Annotated in this window: 23 protein-coding genes; 3 read left to right on the top strand and 20 right to left on the bottom strand. The window is 64.9% G+C overall.

Features of this window, described 5'->3' with window-relative positions; all coding sequences use genetic code 11:
• Positions 1–22 precede the first annotated feature (22 nt).
• The 10 genes from flgK to flgB form a co-directional block, all read right to left on the bottom strand.
• Positions 23–1,696: a flagellar hook-associated protein FlgK gene (gene flgK, locus CVS48_RS16905; RefSeq protein ID WP_100855442.1), complete on the bottom strand. Its 1,674-nt coding sequence runs from the start codon at positions 1,694–1,696 to the stop codon at positions 23–25.
• Between the two features lie 73 nt (positions 1,697–1,769).
• Complete coding sequence (gene flgJ, locus CVS48_RS16900; protein ID WP_100855441.1) at positions 1,770–2,747, bottom strand: flagellar assembly peptidoglycan hydrolase FlgJ; 978 nt, start codon at positions 2,745–2,747, stop codon at positions 1,770–1,772.
• A 5-nt stretch (positions 2,748–2,752) separates the two neighbouring features.
• Entirely contained in the window at positions 2,753–3,889 is a 1,137-nt protein-coding gene (locus CVS48_RS16895) for a flagellar basal body P-ring protein FlgI (protein WP_100857705.1), read from the bottom strand.
• Between the two features lie 2 nt (positions 3,890–3,891).
• Complete coding sequence (locus CVS48_RS16890; RefSeq protein WP_100855440.1) at positions 3,892–4,581, bottom strand: flagellar basal body L-ring protein FlgH; 690 nt, start codon at positions 4,579–4,581, stop codon at positions 3,892–3,894.
• Entirely contained in the window at positions 4,581–5,366 is a 786-nt protein-coding gene (gene flgG / locus CVS48_RS16885) for a flagellar basal-body rod protein FlgG (RefSeq protein ID WP_050450233.1), read from the bottom strand. The genes CVS48_RS16890 and flgG overlap by 1 nt, the downstream gene beginning before the upstream one ends.
• A gap of 64 nt (positions 5,367–5,430) precedes the next feature.
• Complete coding sequence (locus CVS48_RS16880; RefSeq protein ID WP_100855439.1) at positions 5,431–6,192, bottom strand: flagellar basal body rod protein FlgF; 762 nt, start codon at positions 6,190–6,192, stop codon at positions 5,431–5,433.
• A 33-nt stretch (positions 6,193–6,225) separates the two neighbouring features.
• On the bottom strand, positions 6,226–7,695 hold the full coding sequence (locus tag CVS48_RS16875) for a flagellar hook-basal body complex protein (RefSeq protein ID WP_100855438.1): 1,470 nt from the start codon (positions 7,693–7,695) through the stop codon (positions 6,226–6,228).
• A gap of 71 nt (positions 7,696–7,766) precedes the next feature.
• On the bottom strand, positions 7,767–8,465 hold the full coding sequence (locus tag CVS48_RS16870; protein ID WP_100855437.1) for a flagellar hook capping FlgD N-terminal domain-containing protein: 699 nt from the start codon (positions 8,463–8,465) through the stop codon (positions 7,767–7,769).
• Between the two features lie 19 nt (positions 8,466–8,484).
• Positions 8,485–8,904 (bottom strand): flagellar basal body rod protein FlgC, encoded by a 420-nt coding sequence (gene flgC, locus CVS48_RS16865; protein ID WP_100855436.1) that lies wholly within the window; start codon positions 8,902–8,904, stop codon positions 8,485–8,487.
• Positions 8,905–8,926: 22 nt separating this feature from the next.
• Complete coding sequence (gene flgB, locus CVS48_RS16860) at positions 8,927–9,334, bottom strand: flagellar basal body rod protein FlgB (protein WP_100857704.1); 408 nt, start codon at positions 9,332–9,334, stop codon at positions 8,927–8,929.
• Positions 9,335–9,511: 177 nt separating this feature from the next.
• Here flgB and flgA point away from each other — a divergent pair, with 177 nt between their 5' ends.
• The 3 genes from flgA to CVS48_RS16845 all read left to right on the top strand — a co-directional run bounded on the left by flgA (position 9,512) and on the right by CVS48_RS16845 (position 11,163).
• Entirely contained in the window at positions 9,512–10,228 is a 717-nt protein-coding gene (flgA, locus tag CVS48_RS16855) for a flagellar basal body P-ring formation chaperone FlgA (protein ID WP_100855435.1), read from the top strand.
• Between the two features lie 127 nt (positions 10,229–10,355).
• Entirely contained in the window at positions 10,356–10,649 is a 294-nt protein-coding gene (gene flgM, locus CVS48_RS16850) for a flagellar biosynthesis anti-sigma factor FlgM (protein ID WP_100855434.1), read from the top strand.
• Positions 10,650–10,686: 37 nt separating this feature from the next.
• Positions 10,687–11,163: a flagella synthesis protein FlgN gene (locus CVS48_RS16845; protein WP_100857703.1), complete on the top strand. Its 477-nt coding sequence runs from the start codon at positions 10,687–10,689 to the stop codon at positions 11,161–11,163.
• A gap of 726 nt (positions 11,164–11,889) precedes the next feature.
• Here the strand turns inward: CVS48_RS16845 and flhF are convergent.
• From flhF to cheW, 10 genes are all read right to left on the bottom strand, one after another.
• Positions 11,890–14,931 carry a flagellar biosynthesis GTPase FlhF gene (flhF, locus tag CVS48_RS16840; protein ID WP_100855433.1) on the bottom strand — a complete coding sequence of 1,014 codons (3,042 nt, stop codon included), beginning with the start codon at positions 14,929–14,931 and terminating at the stop codon, positions 11,890–11,892.
• The gene (gene flhA, locus CVS48_RS16835; protein ID WP_100855432.1) at positions 14,928–17,048 is read right to left on the bottom strand and encodes a flagellar biosynthesis protein FlhA; all 2,121 of its coding nucleotides are present in this window, start codon (positions 17,046–17,048) and stop codon (positions 14,928–14,930) included. Before flhA ends, flhF begins: the two co-directional genes overlap by 4 nt.
• 3 nt (positions 17,049–17,051) lie before the next feature.
• Complete coding sequence (flhB, locus tag CVS48_RS16830; RefSeq protein WP_100855431.1) at positions 17,052–18,206, bottom strand: flagellar biosynthesis protein FlhB; 1,155 nt, start codon at positions 18,204–18,206, stop codon at positions 17,052–17,054.
• Between the two features lie 110 nt (positions 18,207–18,316).
• Entirely contained in the window at positions 18,317–19,831 is a 1,515-nt protein-coding gene (locus tag CVS48_RS16825; protein WP_100857702.1) for a methyl-accepting chemotaxis protein, read from the bottom strand.
• Between the two features lie 181 nt (positions 19,832–20,012).
• Positions 20,013–20,648: a protein phosphatase CheZ gene (gene cheZ, locus CVS48_RS16820; protein ID WP_100855430.1), complete on the bottom strand. Its 636-nt coding sequence runs from the start codon at positions 20,646–20,648 to the stop codon at positions 20,013–20,015.
• 8 nt (positions 20,649–20,656) lie between these two features.
• Entirely contained in the window at positions 20,657–21,046 is a 390-nt protein-coding gene (gene cheY / locus CVS48_RS16815) for a chemotaxis response regulator CheY (RefSeq protein ID WP_006219033.1), read from the bottom strand.
• 50 nt (positions 21,047–21,096) lie between these two features.
• Positions 21,097–22,155: a protein-glutamate methylesterase/protein-glutamine glutaminase gene (locus CVS48_RS16810; RefSeq protein WP_100855429.1), complete on the bottom strand. Its 1,059-nt coding sequence runs from the start codon at positions 22,153–22,155 to the stop codon at positions 21,097–21,099.
• A 20-nt stretch (positions 22,156–22,175) separates the two neighbouring features.
• The gene (locus tag CVS48_RS16805) at positions 22,176–23,030 is read right to left on the bottom strand and encodes a CheR family methyltransferase (RefSeq protein ID WP_100855428.1); all 855 of its coding nucleotides are present in this window, start codon (positions 23,028–23,030) and stop codon (positions 22,176–22,178) included.
• A gap of 8 nt (positions 23,031–23,038) precedes the next feature.
• Positions 23,039–24,742, bottom strand: a complete 1,704-nt coding sequence (locus CVS48_RS16800) for a methyl-accepting chemotaxis protein (RefSeq protein WP_100855427.1) — start codon at positions 24,740–24,742, stop codon at positions 23,039–23,041.
• Positions 24,743–24,835: 93 nt separating this feature from the next.
• The gene (gene cheW, locus CVS48_RS16795) at positions 24,836–25,336 is read right to left on the bottom strand and encodes a chemotaxis protein CheW (protein ID WP_006219029.1); all 501 of its coding nucleotides are present in this window, start codon (positions 25,334–25,336) and stop codon (positions 24,836–24,838) included.
• Positions 25,337–25,345: the final 9 nt, after the last annotated feature.

Raw genomic sequence — 25,345 nt, 5'->3', positions numbered from 1 at the left:
TAATCATCACAATAGGTTCGTATCAACCACGCAGGCCCAACAGCGTGTCAAACACGGTGCTGGCCACATCGATAATGCGCGCGCTGGCCTGGTATTGCTCTTGGTACAACGACAGGCTGACGTATTCTTCGTTCAGGTTGACACCCGACACCGACTGCTGGGCAGCGGTGGTCTGCTTGATCAGGTTGGCTTGCGCGGTGGCGGCCGACTTCACCTGTGCGGTCTGCACACCCACCGTGTTCACCACCTGCGCGAACATGTCGGTGGTGCTCATCGTGCCGTGGCCCAGAATCTTGGCGCTTTGCAGCTGCGCCAGTTTCAGCGCGTTCTTGCCGTTGGCGTCACCGCCCTCGGCGTCGGCCGCGGCCACTTTTTCCGGATCGGTGATCAGCACGTTGATGTCGCGCGCGGCATTGCGCGTGGGCGACAGCGACCACTTGTCGCCTGCCTGCGGCGGCGCGTCGATCGTCAGCGTCACGCCCATCTCGGCGTCCATGTTCAGCGTGGCGTTGGGCGGCGTGCCGGTGGCGGGTCCGTTATAGACGCGCGTGCCTTCCGGCATGCGCAGCACCTGGTAGTTGGTGCCGTCAAACGAAATCTCGTAGTCCTTGGCGTTGATGTTGCCCAGGGTGGTGAATTCGCCCGTGATCTGCGCGTTGCTCTTGTTGCTGGTGTTCGGTACGGCTTCCGGCGAACTGACGCTGAAGAAATCGGTGCCCGGATTGCCGTTCTGGTCCAGGCCCTGGGTGTGCTGTTCGTTGAACGACAAGGCCAGGCCAACGGCCATCTGGCCCAGCTGGTTCTGCATCAGGTCCAGCGACGACGAGCGGAACTGCAACAGGCCGCCGAGCGAACCGCCCGTGATTTCGCTGTCTTCCATTTCCACCGCAACCGTCTTGCCCGCACCGGCCGGCAAGGTGTAGGCGATGACCGTGCGGCTGGCGTCCTTGGTCGACGGAATCGCCTGCAACGGGTACAGCGTCGTGCCCGCCAACAGCGACTGGCCACCCTTGGTCAACGAGATATTGATCTTGTCGCCCTGCGGGTAGGTCGTGATGCCGATGAGCTGGTTCAGTTCGAGCACGGCCTGGTCGCGCTGATCGAGCAGGTCGTTGGGGGGGCTGCCATTGGCCTTGCCGGCCGCCAGCGAAATCTGCGTGTTCAGGTCGTCGATACGGCCCAGGTAGCTGTTGACCTGTTCAACCGTGGTGGTGATCTGCGTATTCAGGCCTTCACGCTGATTCTGCATTTCGGTGTAAGCCGAACGGATCTGCGTGGCCAGGCTGTTGGCCTTGCCCAAGAGGTCGGCGCGCGCCGCCGGGTCGGCCGGCTTGCTGGCGACCGTGTTCATGCTGGTGAAGAAATCGGTCAGGCCCGGGGCGATGCCCACGGTGCGGTCGGCAAACAGGTTGTTGATCTGCGATACCTGCGCAAACTGCGTTTGCAACTGCGCGCCGCTGCCGGTCGAGCCGACCAACTGCTTGTACAGGAAGCTGTCGTAGCTGCGCTCGACCGTATCAACCTGTACGCCTCGGCCGATGTAACCGTTGCTGGTGGCTTGGGCGCCCGCGGTCGAGGTCAGCACGCGCTGACGGTTGTAGCCAACCGTGGTGGCATTGTTGATGTTGTGAGTGGTGGTTGACAAGCCTGCCTGGGCGGCGTTCAGCCCGCTCAGCGCTGTTTTGTACAAGTTCATGCTAACAATGCCCCGTGTGTAACCGCAGGTGATATCTCTGGATACTCCAATAACGGCAGGAGATCGTCCAAATTTAGAGTCCTTCCAACATCTGACGAGAAATTTCCACGTCGGATGCCGCCCCGCGCAACTGGCCCATGATGCCGATCAGCTTTTGCGCATAGCGCGGGTCGGTGGCGTAGCCGGCGTCCTGGATCTTGCGGGCCGCGTCGATTTCGTTGCGAGCCTGCGTAACGGCTTCGTAGCGCGGGCTGTTGCCGATCAGGCGGGCGTAGTCCGAGAACGACTCTTCATAAGAAGAATAGGCACGAAAGGGTTGTGTCACTTTTTTCGCGACACCGCCTTCGTATTCAGTGGTCAACACATTGACGACCTGCCCCTTCCAACTGCCGCCGGCCTTGATGCCGAACAGGTTGTAGCTGGTGCTGCCGTCCGGATGCTTGATCTCGCGCTGGCCCCAACCCGACTCCAGGGCCGCCTGACCCATGATCAGGCGAGCGGGCACCCCGCTTTGCTGAGACGCCAGGTTGGCCGCGCGCGACATCTTCGACACGAAGTCGACCACGTGTTCGGGCGCGCCCTCGGCTGCCGCCAAGGCGCGGTCGCTGGCGCGGTTGTTGCGCATCACGTTCAGCAGCGCCGACACCTCGCGCGAGCCGCCGGTGCGGAAATCCAGGTCGCCGCCCTGCGCGATGGCGCGCACGGCATCGTCGGACATATCGGCCGGCTTGCCTTGCTGCATCTGCGCCAGGATGGACTGGGTCAACCCGATCCCGGGCGACGCCAGGTGCAGCGCCAATTGCTCGTCGGCCATGGACTGCAGCATCTGCGTCTGTTGCGAATCAAACAGCCCTTCCTTGGGCGTGGCCTCGCGCATGCGCTTGACCATCATCTGCAGGAACAGGGCTTCGAATTGCCTGGCCACCTGCTTCTGCTGGTCGGTGCCTTCGGGGTCTTTCTTGACGTCGCGCTTCAGGTCCGACAAGCGGCCCATGTCAAAGACAGATTCCTGGCGGCCGGCGCCGCGTGCCGCGTCTTGGGTGATCGCCATGGCCGTTAGATGATTTCCAGTTCGGCGCGCAAGGCGCCCGCGGTTTTCATGGCCTGCAGGATTGCCAGCAGGTCTTGCGGCGTGGCGCCCAGGGCGTTCAGGCCCTTGACCACGTCAGCCAGGTTGGCGCTGGTGCTCACGCGCTGCAACGAACCGTTGTCCTGCCGCACTTCGATCTGCGTGTTGGGCACCACCACCGTCTGCCCTTCGGTGAAAGGCGTGTCCGGCTGCGACACCTGGTTCTGGCGGTTGATGATGACCGACAGGTTGCCGTGCGCCACGGCGGCCTCTTCGATCATGACCGTGCGGTTCATGACGACCGAGCCGGTACGGGCGTTGATGATGACTTTGGCGACCGTGGGCGCGCGCGTCACCTGCAAGTCTTCCACCTGCGACAGGAAGCGCGCCTGCGAGGACTGCTCCATGGGCGTGCGCACCTGCACCACGCGACCGTCCAGCGCGGTGGCCGTGCCCTGGCCGAACTTGCGGTTCAAGGCCACCGCCACGTTCTGCGCCGTGCCGAAGTCCGTATTGTTCAGTTCAATGTGGATATAGCCGTCGCGCGAGAACGTGGTGGGCACGCCGCGTTCGACGATGGCGCCCGCGCTGATGCGGCCGCCGTTCAATTGGTTGATCTGCACGCTGGAACCGCCTGCCGACGCACCCGCGCCGCCCACCAGGATGTTGCCCTGGGCAATGGCGTAGACCTGGCTGTCGGCGCCCTTCAAGGGCGTCATCAACAAGGTGCCGCCGCGCAGGCTCTTGGCGTTACCCATGGACGACACCACCACGTCCAGCGTCTGGCCGGGCCGGGCGAACGCCGGCAAGGTGGTGGTGACCATGACGGCCGCCACGTTCTTCAATTGCATGTTGCTGCCGGCGGGCACCGTAATGCCCAGTTGCGACAGCATGTTGGTCAGGCTTTGCTGGGTGAAGGGCGTCTGGCGCACCTGGTCGCCGCTGCCGTCCAGGCCCACAACCAGGCCATAGCCGATCAGCTGATTGCCCCGCACGCCCTGGATCGTAGCCAGATCCTTGAGCCGATCGGCTTGCGCAGCGCCGGCGCCGGCAAGCAGCCCCACCGCCACGCACACGCGGGCGAACAAGGACAGCACGGCGGATATCGGAGTGGGTTTTGTCATCATCAGAACGGCGAAGCAAGCAGGAAGAAGCGTTGCAGCCAGCCCATGGTCTGGACTTCATCCATGACGCCCTTGCTGCGATATTCAATGCGGGCGTCGGCCACTTGCGTGGACGACACGGTGTTCGTGCCGGTAATGGAACGCGGATCCACCACGCCGGCAAAGCGTACGTACTCGCTGCCCCGGTTGATGGCGATCTGCTTCTCGCCAGCCACCTGCAAGTTGCCGTTGGACATCACGCCCACCACGGTGGTGGTGATGGTGCCCGTGAAGGCGTTGTTGGCGGTGCTGTCGCCCTTGCCCTGCGACACGTTGCCGCCGTTGGCCTCGGTATTCAGGTTGGCGTTGGCCCAACTGTTCATGAACGATGGCGCCGCCGCGATGCCCAGCGTGGTCGAGCCGGTGCGGTTGGTGTTGGTGGCGACGTTCTTGGACGCGTTGGTGCGTTCGTTCAGCACAATGGTGACGATGTCGCCCACGTTGCGCGGCCGGCGGTCTTCGAACAACGGATAGTTGCCGTAGGTGGTGGGCTGATAGATCGAGCCCGTGGGCTGCGCCATGGGCATGGGCGGCGGCGGCGGCGCGGCGGTCGTCGGCCCGGTCACGATGGGCTCGGGCGGAATCATGGCGCAACCGGCCGCCAGCATAGCCAGCGCCGCAGACAATACCAGACGCAGGACAGACATGGGCATCACAGTTGGGACAGGCGGGCCAGCATCTCGTCAGAGGTCTTGACGGCCTTGCTGTTCATTTCATAAGCGCGCTGGGTCGTGATCATGTTGACCAGTTCTTCAGCAACGTTCACGTTCGAGGTTTCAACGTAGTTCTGCATGATCGAACCCGCGCCGTCCACACCCGGCTGCAGCAGGTTGGCGGGGCCGGAGGCATCCGTTTCCAGATACAGGTTTTCGCCGATGCTTTGCAGACCGGTCGGGTTGATGAAGGTGGCGATCTGCAACTGGCCGATCTGCACGTTCACGCCGGCGGCGCCAGGCTGCGTCACCGACACGATGCCGTCCTTGCCGATGGAGATGGACAAGGCATTGTCCGGCACGTTCATCGGCGGCTGGATCACGTAGCCGGACACCGTGGTCAACTGGCCGTTCTGATCGCGTTGCAGCGCGCCGTCGCGGGTGTAACCCTGGGTGCCGTCGGGCAGTTCCACTTGCAGGAAACCCCGGCCGTTGATGGCAATGTCCATTTCGCCGCCGGTGTTGTTCAGGTTGCCGTCGGTGTGGATGCGCTCGGTGGCGGCCACGCGCGCGCCCGTGCCCAATTGCAGGCCGGACGGCAGTTGCGTGGCGTCGCCCACCTGGGCGCCGGGCTGGCGCAGCGTCTGGTACATCAGGTCCTGGAACACGGCGCGGCCGCGCTTGAAGCCGTTGGTGGAGACGTTGGCCAAGTTATTGGAGATCACGTCCATGGACATCTGTTGACCTTCCAGGCCCGTCTTGGCAATCCACAGCGAACGCATCATGATGAAGTACTCCTAGTGGCGCGGCCCGGCCGCGCGCAAAAAATGGTTTGAATCAGCGGCCGAATCAGCTGACCGACAGGATGCCGTTGGCGCGTTCGGCGTTGCGGTCCGACTGCTGGATCACCTGCATCTGCTGCTCGAAGCGGCGGGCGTTTTCAATCATGCCCACCATCGCCTTCATCGGATTGGTGTTGCTGCCTTCCAGTACGCCGGACAACAGGCGCAGGCCGGGGTCGGCGGGCAGGGGCGGCGCCGGCTGGCCATTGACCGGTGGCATGCGGAACACGCCGTCGTCGCCGTGCACCAGTTGCGCGTTGTTCGGGTTGGCCAGCTTCAGGCGGCCCAGGTTCAGGATGTTGTTCGGACCGTCGCCCGCGCCGATGGCGGTGATGGTGCCGTCCGACGTGATGCTCAGCGCGGCCTGGTCGGGCACGTCGATGGGACCGCCCTGATCCGACAGCACCGGCTGGCCCAACGACGTCTGCAACAGACCGTTGATGCCCACTTGCAGGCTGCCGCCGCGCGTGTAGGCCTCGCCTTGCGGGGTCTGCACGGCGATCCAGCCGTTTTCGCTGGCCAGCGCCACGTCCATGTCGCGGCCCGTGGTCTGCATCGTGCCCATCTGGAAGCTGTTGCCGGGGGTGGACGCCACCGTCGAAACCCGCGTCGGCAGACTCACCCCGTCCGCCATCGGAACCGAGCGGTACAACGCGATCTGCTCGCGAAAGCCCGTCGTGTTCACGTTGGCCATGTTGTTGGAGAGCGCGGCCTGATGCTCAGTGATACGCGCTGCGCCATTCATGGCGGTGTAGATGATTCTGTCCATTGCCTATTCCGTCGGTGTCGTCGCGAGCCAGCTTTACTTCAGGTTCATCAGGACTTGCATGATTTCGTCCTGGGTCTTGATGGTCTGCGAGTTGGCCTGGTACGTGCGCTGGGCAATGATCATGTTGACCAGTTCCTTGCTCATGTCGACGTTGGACGCTTCCGTCGCCTGGCCGACCACGCGGGACATGCCGTTGGTGCCGGGCTGGCCCAGGATCGGCTGGCCGGAGGCGGCCGTTTCGGACCAGGCGTTGTTGCCGATGGGCTGCAAGCCTTGCAGGTTGGAAAAGTCAGCCAGCACGATGTTGCCGACCACTTGCGTTTCGCCGTTGGTGTAGCTGGCCACCAGGCTGCCGTCGGCGCCGATGTTGATGCCGCTGAATTCACCCGAGGTGTAGCCGTCGGGCTTGGCCACCAGCTTGTAGTCGCTGCCGTACTGGGTGGTGCCGGTGTAGTTCATGGCGATGCTGAGCGGGTCGGCCGGCGTGACGGTGCCGCCCGGCGTCGCAAAGCTCAACGTCACGACCGGGGCGCTGGTCATCGCGCCGGCCTTGTTGAACGTGAACTGCGTGGGGTTGCCCCAGACGCCCGCCGCCTGGGTCGTGGGCGCCATGGCCTGGCCGTCCATCGTGTAGTACACGTCGTAGACGCTATTGCCCCCGGCGTCGGCCGGACGCTTGACGAAGTACTGCATCACCTGGTGCGAGTTGCCCAGGGAGTCGAACACCGTCATGGGCGATGCGTTTGTGTAGCTGGCGGAGATGGTGGGGTCGAACGGACGGCCAATTTCCGTGACAGCCGCGGTGTAGTTGACGTAGCCCGGAATCTGGCTGATGTCGCCCGCCGTGATGGCGCCCGCGCCGTCGATGGTGACCTCGTTTGGCGCCGTGCCGTACGTGCCGGCGGGCGGGGTACCCGCTGCCCAGACCAGGGCGCCACCGGCGTCGCGCGTGAATGTGTAGGGCGTACCGCCCAGCGTCACCGTGCCGTCGACCGCGGGCGACGTCACCGTATCGGTCAGGTAAACGACTTTGGCGTTGGCGTTCAGGTTGGCCACGGTCGTGCCGGTGGCGCTGGCTTGCGGCGCCACGTTGGCGGTCGGCACTTGCAGTTCGACCGGGTTCGCGCCGATCGCGCCCGCCGGGTAACCCGTCAGGCGGTAGCCCTGGGCGTTGACGATGTAGCTGTTCTTGTCGACCAGGAATTCACCGTTGCGCGAATACATGACCGCGCCGCTCTGGTCGGTCAGGCGGAACATGCCCTTGGCGCCGTCGATGGCAATGTCGTATTCGCCGCCGCCGCCCTGCACGGTACCCACCGTGAAGCGCTGGTTGATGGCGGCCACTTTCACGCCCAGGCCCACGCGCGAGCTGGCGTAGACGTCGGCGAACGACGCGGTGGCCGACTTGAAGCCGACGGTGCCGGAGTTCGCAATGTTGTTGCCGATGACATCCAGGTTCTGCGCAGCGGCATTCAAGCCGCTCAATCCTTGTCCGAAGCCCATGTTTTCTCTCGCTGATCTTTATCTAGGGAAGCCGCCGCCCGTGCGCCGGCACCGATTCACGTCCGCCCGATTCAGGCGCCGATTACCTTACGCACATCCAGCATGCTGGCCTGGCCGTCCAGGCCCATGTCCAGACGCAAACCTTCGGTGGAGTACGCCACGCTCTTGACCTGGCCGTAGCGCAGCACTTCCGAATTGATCTTCTTGCCATCGCCGTCGGTGGCCAGGACGGACACGGTGTACGCGCCCGGCTCCAGCACCACGCCGCTGTCGTTCTTGCCGTCCCAGTCCAGCGTGTAAACGCCAGCCTTTTGCTCGCCCATTTCAATGGTGCGAACGATGGCGCCGTTGGCGTCGGCGATGCGCACTTGCACCTTCTGCGCGTCGGCTTGCAAGTCCAGGCCGTAAGGGGTGACCACGCGCTCGGCGGCGTTATCGCCGTCGACGCCCATCTTGATCTTGTTGCCGGGGATGAGCACGCCCTTGCCGATCATCGCCACAGCGTTCATCGACTGCGACACGTCGATCTGGCCGCTGATGGCCAGCATGGTGTTCTTGAGGTTGTTGACGCCTTCCACCGTCGCGATTTGGGCCATCTGCGAGGTGAGCTCGGCGTTTTCCATCGGGTTCAGCGGATCCTGGTTCTGCAACTGCGTGGTGAGCAGCTTCAGGAACTGGTCCTGCAGGCCCTGCGCCGTGATGGAGCTGGTGGAACCCGTTTGGGCCAAGGCCATGCCGGTGGCGCTGGTGTTTTGATTGACGGTGGTCATGGATTCACTCTGTCAGGGGTTAGGATTGACCAATGGTCAGGGTCTTCTGCATCAACGACTTGGCGGTGTTCAGCACTTCGACGTTGGCCTGATAGGACCGCGACGCCGCGATCATGTTGACCGTTTCGGCCACCGGATCGACGTTGGGCATGCTGATGTAACCCTGGGCGTCCGCCAGCGGATGCTTGGGGTCATAGACCTGCTTCAAGGGCGACGGGTCCTGAATGACGCCGGCCACGCGCACGCCGCCGATCTCCTGCCCCATGGCCTGCCCCGGAGCCGGGTTGACCTGGAACACGACCTGGCGGGCGCGGTACGGCTGGCCGTCCGGGCCGACGACGCTGTCGGCATTGGCCATATTGCTGGCCGACACGTTCATGCGTTGCGACTGCGCGCTGAGCGCGGAACCGGCGATATCGAAAATGCTCAACAAGGACATTGCCTGTTGCTCCCTTTATGGATCAATCCTGAATAGCGGTTTGCAGCGTCCGGATACGGCCGGAGATCATCTGCATCGTGCTCTGGTAGTGCAAGGTGTTGTCGGCGAACTGCACGCGCTCGATATCCATGTCCACCGTGTTGCCGTCCATGCTGGGCTGGTACGGCAGGCGGTACAGCAGGTCGGTCGGACCTTGCGAGACGGCCTTGGCGGGAATGTGGCGCGCCGAGGTCAGCGTCAGCGAGGTGTCCTCCAGGCGCTTGGAGCCTTCCATGGCGTTCTGCATCGCGGCCTTGAAGTCAAAGTCGCGCGCCTTGTAGTTCGGCGTGTCGGCGTTGGCGATGTTGGACGACAGCACTTCCTGGCGCTGCGCGCGCAGTCCCAGAGCCTGCTGGTAGAACCGGAAATCTTCATTAAGCCTGTCGAGCATCGTGGCGCCTTCTTGCGTTGCAATACGGATAGAGCACAGGACCCCGAACACACCGGTATCCCATTGGATGACGGAATCATAGGGGCCGACGGCGTAACACAATCAGCCAAATAACCTGCCATTTCTCATCCAATTCACGTATTGCCAAGCGCGGCGGACTCCTACAATTCAGTCATCATGAAAATCTCCGCACGACTCCTCCTCGCGCGCGCCAGCGGCCTGATCGTTCTGGCGCTGGCCGGTTCCGGGGCCGCGCTGGCCCAAGCCGTGGCCAGCCAGCCACCCGGGGCGATCGCTTCTGTTGCGCAAGACTATCTGCTGGATCAGTTGGCCGGCCTGCCCGGCCAACCCGCCGTTACCGTCGACCCGCCGCGCGTGGAACACCTGACGCCCTGCGACGCCATGGCCCCGTTCATGCCGTCGGGCATGCGGCTGCGTTCGCGGATGACGGTCGGCGTGCGGTGCAACGCGCCCAAGCCCTGGACCACCTATGTGCAGGCCACGGTCAGCGTGCCCGGGTACTATTACGTCGCTTCGCGCTTGATCGCGGCGGGCCAGGCACTGACGCCGGACGACCTTTCCCCCCGGGATGGCGACCTGGTGTCGCTGCCGCCGGGCGCCATCACCGACCCCCAGATGGTTGAGGGCATGACGGCCGCCTACCGGATCAACGCCGGCCAGCCGGTGCGAAGTTCTTCTTTACGCAATGCCCAAACGGTGCTGCGCGGCTCCAACGTGCGGATCAATGCGCGCGGCAATGGGTTTGTGGTCAGCAGCGAGGGCGAGGCGCTGGACAATGCGGCGCCAGGCGCCCGTGTGCAGGTCCGCACCGCGAACGGCCAGGTGGTCAGCGGTGTGGTGCGCAACGCGGGCTTGGTGGAAATACAACTGTAGGGTCTGTTACAAATCGCGTTGCGGCGGCGGGCAAGCTGCCCTAAAGTTCCCCCCTGCCCTGTCGTTACACAGACATAAGTAGGCGGATCCGTCGCAAACCGACCCAGGACGCCCTGCGGAGAAAACCTTGAAAATCAATTCGACCTCCAACCGGCCCCTTTCGGCCGACGCCGTGAGCCAGCGCCCGGATTCCGCCGTGTCGCAGGCGTACGGCGCCAGCAACGCCTCGGGCTCGAGCAGCTCGCAAGTGGCGTTGAGCTCGGCATCGCGCAAGATGCTGGCCCTGCAAGACGGGTCGAACGACATCAACGTCGAGCGCGTGGCCGCCATTCGCGCCGCGATTGCCTCTGGCCAATTGAAGATCGACACCGGCCGTATCGCCGACAGCCTGATCGCCAGCGCGCGCGATCTGCTGAAGTAATCCTTGTTCAACGCCTGATCATCCACAAAGCATGACCATGAACCCCGTCGACGCCCTCCAGTCCTGCATGCGTCAGGAAGACGCCCTGATCACCGAGTTCTCGGCGATTCTGGAAGAAGAGACCGAGGTGCTGGTCGGGCCGGGCAACGTGGGCGCGCTGCAGACCATTACGGAACGCAAGGGCCGCGTGGCACAGCAGTTGGTGGATCTGAGCGACACGCGCGACGGCCTCTTGGCCGAAATCGGCCTGCCCGCCGGCCACACCGGCACCGAGCAGGCCGCCGTGCTGCACCCGCAGTTGTCGGGTGTCTGGCAAGCGCTGTTGAGCAAGTCGGCATCGGCCAATGAAATCAATATGCGCAATGGCGCGCTGATCGACGTCCATCTGCGCTACACCCAGCAATCGCTGGACGCGCTGCGCGACATCAACGGCGCCAAGGGCAACGTCACATACGACGCCCACGGCCGCGGCGCCCGAGGCGCCCCCAGCCGCAAACCCATCGTCGCCGGATAAGTCCGCGCTACACGCAGGATGGGTGAAGCGCGAAAATCCGGTCAAAAAAAAAGACCGGCTCACGCGCGCATCGCATCAGCGGTGAATGGATAAATACGGAACCGCTGCAAGATGGGTTACGCGCGATGCGTCCCCAGCGTCCTTGCCAAGTCCCCCGCGCGCTTCACCCATCCTACAAGCACCACCGCGCATCCGTAGGATGGGTGGAGCGCGGCACACCCGCCAGAGAAACAGCAGCGCGTAACGCGCGCAACCCATCAGCAACGGGGGATATACCCGCAACCACCACACATCCCCGTAGGATGGGTGCAGCGCGGCACACCCGCCAGAGAAACACCAGCGCCCACCGCGCGAAACCCATCAGCCACAGGTGGATATACCCGGAACCACCACACATACCCGTAGGATGGGTGCAGCGCGGCACACCCGCCAGAGAAACACCAGCGCCCACCGCGCGAAACCCATCAGCCACCGGTAGATATACCCGGAACCACCACACATACCCGTAGGATGGGTGCAGCGCGGCACACCCGCCAGAGAAACACCAGCGCCCACCGCGCGAAACCCATCAGCCACAGGTGGATATACCCGGAACCACCACACATACCCGTAGGATGGGTGCAGCGCGGCACGCCCGCCAAAAAATCACAACCACCCAACGCGCGAAACCCATCACAGCCACCCCGCGAACCGCATCACAGCCGCCCCGCGAACCCCATCACCCCATCACCCCGCCGCCATCTCCAGCATCGCGAACATCTTCAGTATCGCTACCGGCAGCAACTTCCCTGACAGCTTTCTCTCGGACCCCATGATCCCCGACAACGGCCCCCTCGCCACGCCCGCAGACGCGGAATGCGCCATCTGCCAGCACGCGGCGCCCAACTGGCCGGCCATCAGCGACTGCCTGGCCAAGGTATGCGCGCCGTCAACCGCCGGCAATGCCTGCCAGGCGCTCGCCATATAGCGGAAGCCCGCCTTGGCCTCGTCCTGCAGCACCAGCCACCGCGCCACCGTCGCCGCGTCGGCTTGTGAAGCCGCCACATTCGTCACGCCGAACAACTGGCCCGCCACTTCGCCGCTTGCCGTGTCGATCAACCGCGCGCACACCAAACGGAACGCCGCATCCTCGCCACGCCCCGGCAAGGCGATCTCTGTTCCCGACGCCCACAGCGCCAACGGCACCTGCTTACCGTCCTGTTCGCTGACCAGTCCCGGCATATCACCCGGCTGGCCCACGGGCAGGTAACCCACGCTCTTGCCAACCGCGTTCAGATTGGTCGGGCATTCGTCCTGCACCACGCGCATACCGCCCGGGCAGCGCGCCACCCATGACGCGCCCTGCCCGCTTAGCGACTGCCACAATGCCGACGTGCCGGCCTCCAGCAGATGCACCAGCGGCAGACGCGGCAACTGCTCGCCCAGCCAGCGCACGCGCGCCTCAAGTGCCGGGCCGGCATCCGCCAGACCGGGCGCCGCGGGTGCAAACGACGTCAGCATGCCGTGGGCCAGCGCCAACTGCTGCGCGGGCGCCGCCAAGGCCACGCCACGATCGCTCATCAGCAAGGACCCCATCAACACACCACCCGGCAAGCCCTCGCCTTTCATGCTGGTCTTGCCGTGCATGGCCAGCAAATGCCGATTGCAGACCGACGAGAATTCCCGGCGCACCATCGCCAGCGGCTGGTCAGCCAAGCCTGCCAGGCTAGCGCCCGCGCCGTCACCGACATATTCTCGCCAGGACGCGCGCGCTTGCACGCAGGCTGGGTCGTTGTCCAACAACCCGATCGTATCGTCCAGATTCTGCGCCGCCGCGACCGATGCCGATCCGCCTTGCGGACGCAGAATCGCCGAGGCCAGCAGCTGCCGGCGGCGCGCGGGGTCCACCGCATCCGCCTCGCGGGCCGACGGCATCAGCGACGCCAGATCCGCTTCGCTGGGCGTATACAAGGCGCGCGCGCGTTCGACCATCTGGAAAGCGCGGTCGATCAGCACGTCGGCGCGCGCCAGTTCCATGTGTTCCGGGACCTTCTGCCCCACCGACATGTAGTGAATCGGCAGGCGATGGCGGATCGCCGTGTCCAGCGCCGCGCCCAGGCGCGTGGCTTCGTCCAGCTTGGTGATGATGCAACCGGCGACATCCTCGCCCACCCCGTTGCGGTAGGCGTGCGCCACTTCATCCAGCGTATCGCCCTGGCTGGCGGCGTTCAGCACCAGCAGCCGGCGCACCGGCTTGCCCGCGTTGCACAGCAAGGTGGCCTGCTCCGCCACCAGGCGGTCGCGCTGGCTGATACCGGTGGTGTCGATCAGCACGATCTTGCGGTTGCCGAGCTCGGCAAGAATGCGGCGCAGCTCGCCGGCGTCGCGCACTGAATGCGCGGGCACGCCCATCAGGCGGCCGTAGATCTGCAACTGTTCAAGCGCGCCGATCCGGAACAAGTCGGTCGTCAGCATCGCGACCTGGTCGCGGCCTTCGCGCGCCACGCAACGGGCGGCCAGCTTGGCCAGCGTGGTGGTCTTGCCCACGCCGGTGGGGCCGACCAGGGCATAGACGCCACCGGCCAGGAATTCGTCTTCGGAGCGGACCACGGGCAGGTGCGTGACCAGCTCGTTGCGCGCCCAAGCCTGGGCGGCGTCCGTCGACAGGCCTTGCGGCAGGCGGTCGACCAGCGTGCGAACCAGCTTCGTGCTGAAGCCGGCGTCAAGCAGACTACGGAACAGCGCCGCGGCGGCGGGTTCGCGGCCCGAGCCCGGGCGCCCCCCCCACAGCAGGCCATCCATGCGCGTTTCCAGCGCGCCGCGCAGGGCGCTGATGGCGTCCTGCAACCCGGCGTTGGAGTTCGCCGGCAGCGACGGCGGCACCATGGGCGGCGCCTGACGCAACGGCGCGTCCGGCATGCGCGCCATGGACGGCGCGGATGCGGCGGCTGAAGCAGCCGGTGTGTAGGCGGGCGCGGACGCCGGCGGCACATAGGCAGGTGCCGACGCAGGCGCGGACGCAAGCGGCACATAGGCAGGTGCCGAAGCCGGCACGGACGCAGCCGGTGCATAGGCGGGAGCCGACGCAGGCGCGGGCGCAGCCGGCGCATACGCAGGTGCCGACGCAGGTGCCGCCGGCCGGGCGGGCGGCAAGGCCGGTAGTTCCACACGGGTTGCCGCGCCGGTCAGCGGCGCAGCGGGCTGCGTGACGACTGACGGGGCAGCCACTTGCGCGTGGGCTGCGTGCGGCATGGGAGCCTGCTGCGCGGGCGCCGGATGATGTAGCGACGCGGGAGCAAGGGTTGCGGGATGGGGTGTCGCGGATTGAGGCTCAACGGCGCCGTTCGACTCCGGCATCGCATCCATCTCCGGCACCGCCGACGAGGCAAAGGCGGACTGGTACGCCGCGATGGAGCGCGACGGCGTCGAATAGTTGGTCTGCGGCATCGGCGACGGCATTGCCGGATATACAGGCTGCTGCATCGCCGGATGCACGGGTTGCGGCATCGCTGAAGGCCGAGCCATCGGCTGCTGCACAGCCGCCCCACCGAAGGGCGAACTGGTCGGCGCAGGCTGACGCGCATCCCCACCGGGCGCGGCAACCCCCGCCGCTTCCCGCTGCGGCGTTTCCGACGCCGCGTCCTCAAACGCGCCATCCACCGTGGCCAGCACTTCCACACCGCCATCGACGCTGCGGTTCGACACGATCAAGGCGTCCGGCCCCAGCACCTGACGCACCTGGCGCATCACTTCACGGCTGTTGACCCCAAAAAATCGGCTTATCTTCATTGCCCGTTACTCCCGCCGATCATCGCGGTCACGCGGACCATGCGTTCATCGGGTATTTCCGTATTCGACAACACGCCCAACTGCGGCAGATGGTGCCGCAAGAAGCGCGACAGCGGCGCGCGCAACACCGGCGACACCAACAGCACCGGCGCATTGCCTTGCGATTCCTGGCGTTCGACAGCGGCTTGCGTTTCGCGCAGCAAGGTGTCCGCCAGGCCCGGCTCCAGGCCACCGCTGGTCGTCATGGCCTGCGACAGCACGCGCTCCAGCTTCACGTCCAGCCCGATCACCCGCAGCTCGCCCTCGCCCGGGAACCATTGCTGCGTGATCGCGCGGCCCAGCGAACGGCGGACCAGCATGATCAGCTCGTTGATGTCGGGCTGCCCGCCCGTGCCCGCCGCCTGCGCCGCCAGGCGCGGGCCGTGCTCGGACAGCGTATCGATAATGGTGCGCATGTCGCGGATCGGCACTTCTTCCGACAGCAGGCCTTGCAGCACCTTCTGCAAGGCAGTCAGCGACAGCGTCTTGGGCACCAGGTCTTCCACCAGCTTGGGCGCGTCGCGGCCGATGCGGTCCAGCAACTGCTGCACTTCCTGGCGGCCCAACAGGTTCGACCCGTGGCGGTGCATCAAATGGTTCAAGTGCGTGGCCACCACGGTGCCGGCGTCCACCACCGTATAGCCCGCTACCTGCGCCTGATCGCGCAAGCTCCCGTCGATCCACAGCGCCGGCAAGCCGAATGCCGGGTCGGTCGTGGGCGTGCCCTTGATCTGTACCGTGACGCCGCCCGGGTCGATGGCCAGCCATTGGCCCGGCATCGCCACGCCCTGGCCCACCTCGACACCCGACAGCAGGATGCGGTAGTCGTTCGGCTTCAGTTCCAGGTTGTCGCGGATGTGCACCACCGGTGGCAGAAAGCCCACGTCCTGCGCGAACTTCTTGCGCAGGCTGCGGATGCGATGCAGCAGTTCGCCGTTCTGAGCGTGGTCCACCAGCGGGATCAGCCGGTAGCCCACTTCCAGCCCCAACTGATCCACCATCGACACGTCGTCCCAACTGGCCTCGGCGGCCGCGGCCTGCGCCTGCGTGATCGCTTGCGGCGGCACCTCTTCGGCGGCTAGCGCAGCGGCCTGCCGCCGCTTGCTCAGCTTCCAGCCGCCCCAGCCCAGCGCGGCGGCCAGCGTCAGGAAAGCCACGTGCGGCATGTTGGGAATCAGGCCCATGATGCCGATGATGCCCGCCGTCAGGAACAGCACGGCCGGGTTCGAGAACAACTGGCTCATGATCTGCTGGCCAATGTCCTGGTCGGTCGACACACGCGACACCACCACGCCGGCGGCCGTCGAGATCACCAGCGCGGGGATTTGCGCGACCAGGCCGTCGCCGATGGTCAGCAGCGTGTAGACGCGGCCCGACTCGGCCATCGACATGTCGTGCTGCGCCACGCCCACGATCAGGCCGCCGATGACGTTGATCACCATGATCAGCAGGCCGGCGATGGCGTCACCGCGCACGAACTTGCTGGCGCCGTCCATCGAGCCGAAGAAGTCCGATTCCTGCGAGACCTCGGCGCGGCGCTTGCGCGCTTCGTCTTCGCCGATCAGGCCGGCGTTCAGGTCGGCATCGATCGCCATCTGCTTGCCGGGCATTGCGTCCAGGGTGAAACGCGCGCCCACTTCGGCGATACGCCCCGCACCCTTGGTGATCACGATGAAGTTGATGATGGTCAGGATCACGAACACGATGATCCCGACCGCGAAGTTGCCGCCCACCAGGAAGTGGCCGAACGCCTCGATCACCTTGCCCGCCGCGTCGGGGCCGGTGTGGCCGTGCAGCAGCACGACCCGCGTGGACGCCACGTTCAGCGACAGGCGCAGCAAGGTCGCGAACAGCAGCACGGCCGGAAAGGCGGCGAAGTCCAGCGGCTTGCGCGTGAACATGGCCACCAGCAGAATCATCACGGACAGCGCAATGTTGAAGGTGAACAGCAAGTCCAACAGGAACGTGGGCAGGGGCAATACCATCATGCCCAACACCATCACGATCAGGATCGGCCCTGCCAGAAGCCGCGCATGGCCGGCTCCGCTACTCTTCAACATGGTGAGCAAAGCGCTCATTCCTTAGACTCCTTGTGCTGCGGTTGATGCCTGCGGGTCCAGCGCTGCGGGTACGGCCAGTTTGGTCGGGGTCGATGGCTCGGCCCCCCATCCTGAACGCCACGAACGCAACTGGAAGACCCATGCCAGCACTTCCGCCACCGCGGTATATAGCTCGGCCGGGATTTCTTGCCCCAGCTCTACGTGTTGATGCAATGCGCGCGCCAGGGGCGGCGCTTCCAATGTGGGAATGCGGTTCTCGGCGGCCAGTTCGCGGATCTTCGCCGCGATCAGGCCCGTGCCCTTGGCGATCACGCGCGGGGCGCCGCTCTTGTCCTCGTCATACTTCAGCGCCACGGCGTAGTGCGTCGGGTTGGTCACCACCACGTCCGCTTTCGGCACTTCCGACATCATGCGGCGGCGCGCGGCCTGGCGCTGCTGCTGGCGGATACGCGCCTTCACGTGCGGATCGCCTTCGCTTTCCTTGTGTTCCTGGCGCACGTCTTCCTTGGACATGCGCAGCTTCTTCAAATGGCTCCAGATCTGCCAGGGCACATCCAGCAGCACAATCACCAGCAGGGACGCCACGATGAAGACGCAGCACAGCGCCACCAGCGACAGCGCCTTGATCAACGCCGCCGACGGGGCCACGTGCATCAAGCCCAGCATCTCGTCGTGGTAGCGCCAAATGACCCAGACGGCCACGCCGCCCACCAACAGGGCCTTGGCCAGCGCCTTGATCAGTTCCACCACCGTCTGCGACGAGAACATCCGCTTCAGGCCGCCGAAAAGGCTCAGCTTCGAAAAATTGGCCTGCAAGGGCTTGCCCGAGATCACGATGCCGCCCAGCAACACGCTGGACAGCACAGCCACCACCATCAGCACGCCGAACACCGGCAGCAGCGTCATCAGGGCGTGGCCAAAGCCGACCACCGCCTGTTCAACCATCACGCCGGGGTCCGTCACAATGCGCTGATCGAACGCCAGCCCGTTGTGCAGCACGCCGCTCAGGCCCTGGTACAGCGAGCCGCCGCCGGCCCAGATCATGCCCACACCCGCGGCCAGCATCATGAACGTTCCCAGTTCCCGGGAACGCGCAATCTGCCCCTCCTCACGCGCCTTTTCCAGGCGCCTGGGAGAGGCTGCTTCGGATTTCTCGAGGTCGCTTTCTTCAGCCATGCTCTGCGGTTCTGTTGCGGCTCGCGGATTTTCGGATTACGAGCCGCCCGCCGAGATTCTAGGATTGCCCGGGGTTGGGCGATAAGCCAAGAAGCGGGAAGAAAGCGGTGCTATTCCGCGCTGCGCAGTACGGCCACCGGCGCCGCGCCGTCCAGGGCGGCCTGGAAGCTGACATAGTCCAGTCCGATGCGGACCGCGCCCCAGTGTTCCGACCCCAAATACAGTGGAATCGAAATATCGTTGATGATCTCGCCGGTATCGCGCGAATAGGTCTGGAAGAGCATTGCACCGGTATTGGCGGCCAGCCGGGCGCCCACGGGGTCGTCGAAGATCCGCTTGTGCCGCGAGCGCGCGATGTCCACCTTGGGGTCGCCCGTGGGCGGGTGCGAAAACCGGCCGTTGTGCGCGGGCGCGTAGCCCCGGGCGTCGACCACCAGCGTATAGATGCCGCCCGGCACGGCGTCCAGCACCTCGTCCAGCAGTTGAGTCAAGGCCTCGTCAATCGCCCGGTCATAGCGCGTGTGAAAGCGCGGCGGTTCACTGCCCGCGATGCGCTGGTAATGGCGGTCGAACACATCCACGCCACGGCGGCGGGCGTCGTCCAGCAGGCGCTCGGCGGCGGCCTGAAAGCTTTCCACCGTGTCGCACAGGCGGTCGAACGCAGTCTTGCCGGTGCGCACATCGGCCAGCACCTCCTGCACGCTTTCCGTCTGCCGGCGGATACGGTCGATTTCGTTCGACATGCTGCCCACGCGATCCAGCACGTCGGCGCTCAGCGCGGCAATGCGCCCCACTTCCTGGCTCATGCCGTGGTTGGTGGCGTCGACTTCGCCAATCGCCTGCACCACCTCGTTGACCTGCCGGTTCATGCTGTCGAAATCGCGCACGAAGCGTTCGAAATCCGTGCAAGTGCGGTCCAGCACCGCGCCGGAGGCGTCCACGTCTTCGCGCAGCGTGCCGGTCTGGCGTTGGGTGGTGTCCACCAGGTCCAGCATTTCAACGGTATGGCGCCCGATATCGCTGGTGGCGGCATTGACCCGTTCCGCCAGACGGCCCACTTCACTGGCCACCACCGCGAAGCCGCGCCCCGCGTCCCCAGCCCTGGCGGCTTCCACGCCCGCGTTCAAGGCCAGCAGCTGCGTTTGCAGCGCGATGTCCTTGATCAGCTTGCTGATGTCGGCCACCGAGCGCGCGCGCAAGGTCAACTGGCCCACCACGTCGGTAAAGGCGGCCATCTCACGGGTCATGCGGTCCACGCGCGCCTTCACGTCGGACAGTTCTGACAAGGCCTGCTCAGCCGCGTGCAGGTTATGGCCGGACACGTCGGCGATCTGGCGCGCATGGGTGGAGGTGGACGTGGACAAGGCGGCAATCTGCGCGCCGCTGTCGGCCAGCGCACCCGCGGCGCGCGCCTGCTCTTGCGCCAAGACCGAGCAACGCCCCGCCTGGTATTGCGTGCGCGCCGCGTTCAAGGCGATTTCGATGCTGGATTGCCGCACGGTGACGATGCGCCCGCGCATGCGCGCCAGGAAGCGATGCAGGGAAAAAACCGCGGGGCTAAGGGAAAAGGTACGTTCGGACAGCGTGCCGTCGCCTCGGTTCAAGCGACGTAGCAATGCCCACATACCGCCCAGGCGGAATTCGGATCTGGCCATGATGGACCTCCTTGTGCTGGCCCGGATCGCCTTCTGTGGGCGTCCGTTGCCTGGCGCGCGGCGCGCGCCTTGTCTCGTACTGCAAGGCCCCCCTGCTTATTCTTCTATGCACGCGCCGCCGGCGGCCAGGCCGGCCGGCGCGATGGGTCGATCAGAACCCCAGGCTGGCCAGCAGGTCGTCAACCTGATCCTGGCTGGTGACGACGTCCGTCTTGCCTTGCGGACTGATCTGCGGTCCGTTCAACAGGCTGTTGGCTTCGTCGCGGCGTTCCTGCGGCACGTTGTCCAGCAGCACCTGCAGCAGCTCGCGTTCAATCGCGCCCACCACGTCCATCATGCGCATGATCACCTGGCCCGTAAGGTCCTGGAAATCCTGCGCCATGATGATTTCCATCAGCTTGGACTGGGTCTGCTGCGTCTGCTTGGGCACGTCCGCCAGGAAGGCGCGCGTGTCTTTCACCAGTTCGCGCGCTTCGGGCATTTCCAGCGGTTGGTCGTACCACTGCTGCCAGCGGCTATCCAGCGCCTGGGCCGAGCGCGACATGCCATCCTGGATGGGGCCGGCCTGCTCGGTCGCGTTCAGCACGCGGTTGGCGGCTTGCTCGGTCATCTGGGCCACGTAGCGCAGGCGATCGCGCGCATCGGGGATGGCATTGGCCGCGTCCTTGATGGCCTGATCCAGGCCCAGTTCGCGCATGCTGTCACGCAGCATGCGCGTCAGCGAGGCAATTCGGTGGATCAGATCCGGATTCTCGGCGGCGGCTTCAACTTGTTCCGTGGGGCTCATTGCACACCTCAGCCGGCTATTTTCTCGAAGATCTTGGTGAGCTTTTCTTCCAGCGTTGCCGCGGTGAAAGGCTTGACCACGTAACCGTTGGCGCCGGCCTGAGCCGCCGCCACGATGTTTTCCTTCTTGGCTTCGGCCGTCACCATCAGCACCGGCAGCGAGGCCAGCGATGCGTCGGCGCGAATCTGCTTGAGCATTTCCAGGCCGTCCAGGTTGGGCATGTTCCAGTCGGACACGACGAATTGGAAACCGCCGTTGCGCAGCTTCTCAAGCCCGATCGCGCCGTCCTCAGCCTCGTCCACGTTCTCGAAACCCAGCTCTTTGAGCAGGTTGCGAATGATTCGTCGCATGGTGGGGAAGTCATCCACCACCAGAATCTTGATGCCCTTGTCTACCATCTTTCACTCCAGAAGAAATTTGCTTGAGACCGATCGTGGGTGCAGTCGCGTCAAACGCGGTGCCCACGGTCGCCCAGGCGAGTCAGAATGCGTTCGCTAATCGCCGACAGCGCAACCACTTCATCCGCGGCGCCAATGGCGATGGCTTCGCGGGGCATGCCGAACACCACACAACTGGCTTCGTCTTGCGCAATGGTGTGCGCGCCCGCGCGGTGCATGGCCAGCATGCCGGCCGCGCCGTCTTTCCCCATGCCGGTCAGGATGACGCCGATGGCGTTCTTGCCCGCGGCCACGGCGGCGGAATTGAACAACACATCCACCGACGGGCGGTGGCGGTTGACGGGTTCGCTGGCTTCAAGCTCGATCACGTAGTTGGCGCCGCTGCGGCCCAGGCGCATGTGCATCTCGCCGCCCGGCGCCAGGTATACGTGGCCCGGCAGCACGCGGTCGCCATGGACCGCTTCGCGCACCGTCACCGCGCACAGCGCATCCAGCCGCTGCGCGAACGAACGGGTAAAGCCGGCGGGCATGTGCTGCGTGATCAGGATCGCCGGGCTGTCCGGCGGCAAGGGTTGCAGTACTTCGCGGATGGCTTCGGTGCCGCCCGTGGACGCGCCCACGATAACCAGTTTTTCCGAGCTGGACAGCGGGCGGCGCAACATCGGCGCGGGCGCTGCCTGCGCCGCGTGCGGCGTGGGCGCGCGAAGCTTGGCGCGCGAGGCCGCGCGGATCTTGTCCGCGATGATCTCGGTGTATTCCAGCAGGCCGTCGCGAATGCCCAGCTTGGGCTTGGTCACGAAGTCGATCGCGCCCAGTTCCAGCGCGCGCAGCGTGATTTCGCCGCCGCGTTCGGTCAGGGACGACACCATCACCACCGGCATCGGCCGCAGGCGCATCAGCTTTTCAAGAAAATCCAGCCCGTCCATGCGGGGCATTTCCACGTCCAGCGTCAGCACGTCCGGGTTGTGGCGCTTGATCAGGTCGCGCGCCACCAAGGGGTCGGGCGCGGTCGCGACCACTTCCATGTCGGGCTGGCTGTTGATGATTTCGGTCATCAGCCCGCGCACCAACGCGGAGTCGTCTACACACAAAACGCTTATTTTTTTCATTGTTTGCTGCCTTGGCCCATTCAGGCCTTACTCGCACATTCGTAGACGGTCTGCCCGCGCAGACGAAAATCCCGGCTGATGTAGGTGAAGTTCTCGGAGTGCCCGGCAAACAGCAGGCCGCCCGGCTTGAGCAGCGGCGCAAAGCGCTCCAGAATCTTCGCCTGCGTCGGCTTGTCAAAATAAATCATCACGTTGCGGCAGAAGATCACGTCGAACTTTTCGTTGATCGGCCATGACGGCGCCAACAGGTTCAAGGTTTCGTACCGCACCATGTCGGCGATCTCGGGCCGCACCCGCACCTGGCCGGCGTTGGCGCCACGGCCTTTCAGGAAGAAGCGGCGCAGGCGCTCGTCTTCCATCTTCGCCACGCGCTCGGCGGGGTACACGGCGGCGCGCGCGCGGTTCAGCACATTGGTGTCGATGTCGGTGGCCAGCACCGTGGACGATGACGCGCGCGGCCCCAGGGCTTCGACCAGGGTCATTGCAATGGAGTACGGCTCTTCGCCCGTGGACGCGGCACAGCACCATACGGACACCGGGCCGCCGCGCTTTTGCGCGAAGTCGGCCAGGATGGGAAAGTGGTGCGATTCGCGGAAGAACGCGGTCAGGTTGGTCGTCAACGCATTGACGAATTCTTCCCATTCGTGCGCGTCGGGTTCGTGCTCCAACTGGTCCAGATAGCTGCCGAAGTCCTGGCGGCCCAGAGCGCGCAAACGCCTGGCCAGGCGGCTGTAGACCATTTCACGCTTGTGCGTGCCCAGCGAGATGCCCGCGCGCGCGTGGATCATCTTGCGGACGCGGGAAAAGTCCGCGTCGCGAAAATCGAATTGGCGGTCCACCGAAATGGACGGCGCCTGGGTTGCCGCAGTTGCCACGCGATTCCTCAGTGCCCAAGCGCAAGCGCATCGTGCGCTTGCAAGCGAGAGTCTTCATCGGACGATCGCACCGAAGACAGGCGTTGCGCCGGCACCTCGATGACTTCGCCCGCATTGATCTTGAACACCGCCACGGCTTGCGCCAGGCGTTCCGCCTGCTCTTGCAGCGAGCCGGCCGCGGCCGCCGCTTCTTCCACCAGCGCCGCGTTCTGTTGCGTCACTTCGTCCATCTGCGACACGGCGCGGTTGACCTGGTCAATACCGCTGGACTGTTCTTCGGACGCTGCCGAGATCTCGCCCATGATGTCCGTCACGCGCTTCACCGATGCCACGATTTCCTGCATCGTTGCACCCGCGCGTTCCACCTGCTGAGAACCCGCGCCCACCTTCGTGACCGAGTCTTCGATCAAGCCCTTGATTTCCTTGGCGGCTTGCGCGCTGCGTTGCGCCAGCGAGCGCACTTCGCCCGCCACCACCGCGAAACCCTTGCCCTGCTCGCCCGCGCGTGCCGCTTCCACGGCGGCGTTCAGCGCCAGGATGTTGGTCTGGAACGCGATGCCGTCGATGACGGAAACAATCTCGGAGATCTTGCGCGAGCTGGCCGAAATGTCGTGCATGGTGGTCACCACTTCCGACACCGCAGAACCGCCGCGCTCGGCCACGTCCGACGCGCTGGCCGCCAACTGGTTGGCCTGGCGCGCGTTGTCGGCATTCTGCTTCACGGTAGAGGCCAGCTCTTCCATGGACGCGGCGGTTTCCTCAAGGGACGCCGCCTGCTGTTCCGTGCGGCTGGACAGGTCGGTGTTGCCGGCCGCGATTTCATGCGAGCCCACGTTGATTTCATCCACGCCACGGCGCACCGTCGCCACCGTGCGCGTCAGGCTTTCCTGCATGCGCTTCAGGGCGGCGAACAACTGGCCGATTTCATTGGTGTTGCGCGCCTCCACCCGGGCGGTCAGGTCACCGCCCGCGATGCGGTCGAAGTGCTGGCCAGCTTCTTTCAAGGGCTGCAGCACGCGGCGGCGCAGGAAGATATAGGTGGCAAACACCAGCAGCGCGGCGATCACACCGCCCGCGGCCACCGCGATCAACACGAATTGGTAGCGCACCTGCGCCACGTCATGCGCGTCCAGCATCTTGCTGGCGCGCCAGAAATCAAAGCCCTCGATGGCGCGTGAAAAACGCCCTTCCAGCGCGTCTTGCACCGTCTGGACCTGCTTCTGGTAGGCCGGCATGTCGGCCTTTTCCAGGGCGGCCACCAGCGGGTTCAAGCCTTGCTGCACCAGCATGGCGTAGGACGCTTCAATTTCCTTCAGCGACTCGACGGCGTCCGGGGGCTGGGGCAGCGTCTTGTAGTACTCGAATTCCGCCTGGCCCTTGTTCATGGACCCCTTGGCGCGTTCCAGCAGCCCGGTGGCTTCCGCCGACAGGCCCTGTGTCAGCAAGGTGGCTTGACCGACACTGCCCACGATGTCCGCATAGTTGGCGGTCGCCGCGCGGCCCAGGCCGCTCATCGTGTCCTTGTAGCTGGACACGACCCGGCTCACCGCGTCATTCAGTTCCTGCGACTGCTTGATCTCGGCCAGGGTTCCATTGCTGATGCGCAGGGACAACACGCCTAGCGCCGCCCCAATCACCAACATGAATGAGAAGAACGCCAGCACCCACAACAGGCTGCTGCGTATCGTCATGTTCGCGAAAAACTTGCGCATCTCAAGAACCACCCTTTGACTGCAATCGTTAAAGGAAAGCGCCACATCGGATTGAATATGGCGCCTCTACCCCGCGTTCCGGTCAAACTCCGATCAGGAGGCGACCTTCTCCACCAGCGCCATTTCGTCGCTGGTCATCATCTTTTCGATATCGACCAGGATGAGCATGCGCTCGTCCACCGTGCCCAGACCGGTCAGGTATTCGGTCGACAAGGTGGCGCCGAATTCCGGCGCCGGACGAATCTGGCCGGCGTTCAACATCAGCACGTCGGACACGCCATCAACCACGATGCCGACCACGCGGCGATCCAGGTTGAGGATGATGACGACGGTCTGCTCGTTGTAGTCAACGCGGCCCAGGTTGAACTTGATACGCAGGTCGACGATGGGAACGATGATGCCGCGCAGGTTCGTCACGCCCTTGATGAAGGTCGGAACGTTGGCGATGCGAGTCACCGTGTCGGCGTCGTAGCCCCGGATTTCCTGCACTTTCAGGATGTCGATGCCGTACTCTTCGTCGCCCAGCGTGAAGACGAGGAATTCGCTGCCGACATCTTCGTTGCGCGCGGATTGCGCTTGCGGTTTGGCTGCCATGATTTTTAA

Origin of the sequence: Achromobacter spanius (assembly GCF_002812705.1) — a bacterium.
Lineage (GTDB): Bacteria > Pseudomonadota > Gammaproteobacteria > Burkholderiales > Burkholderiaceae_B > Achromobacter > Achromobacter spanius.
Note: the sequence above shows the minus strand (reverse complement) of the source record. Positions and strands in the feature narration are given on the sequence as shown.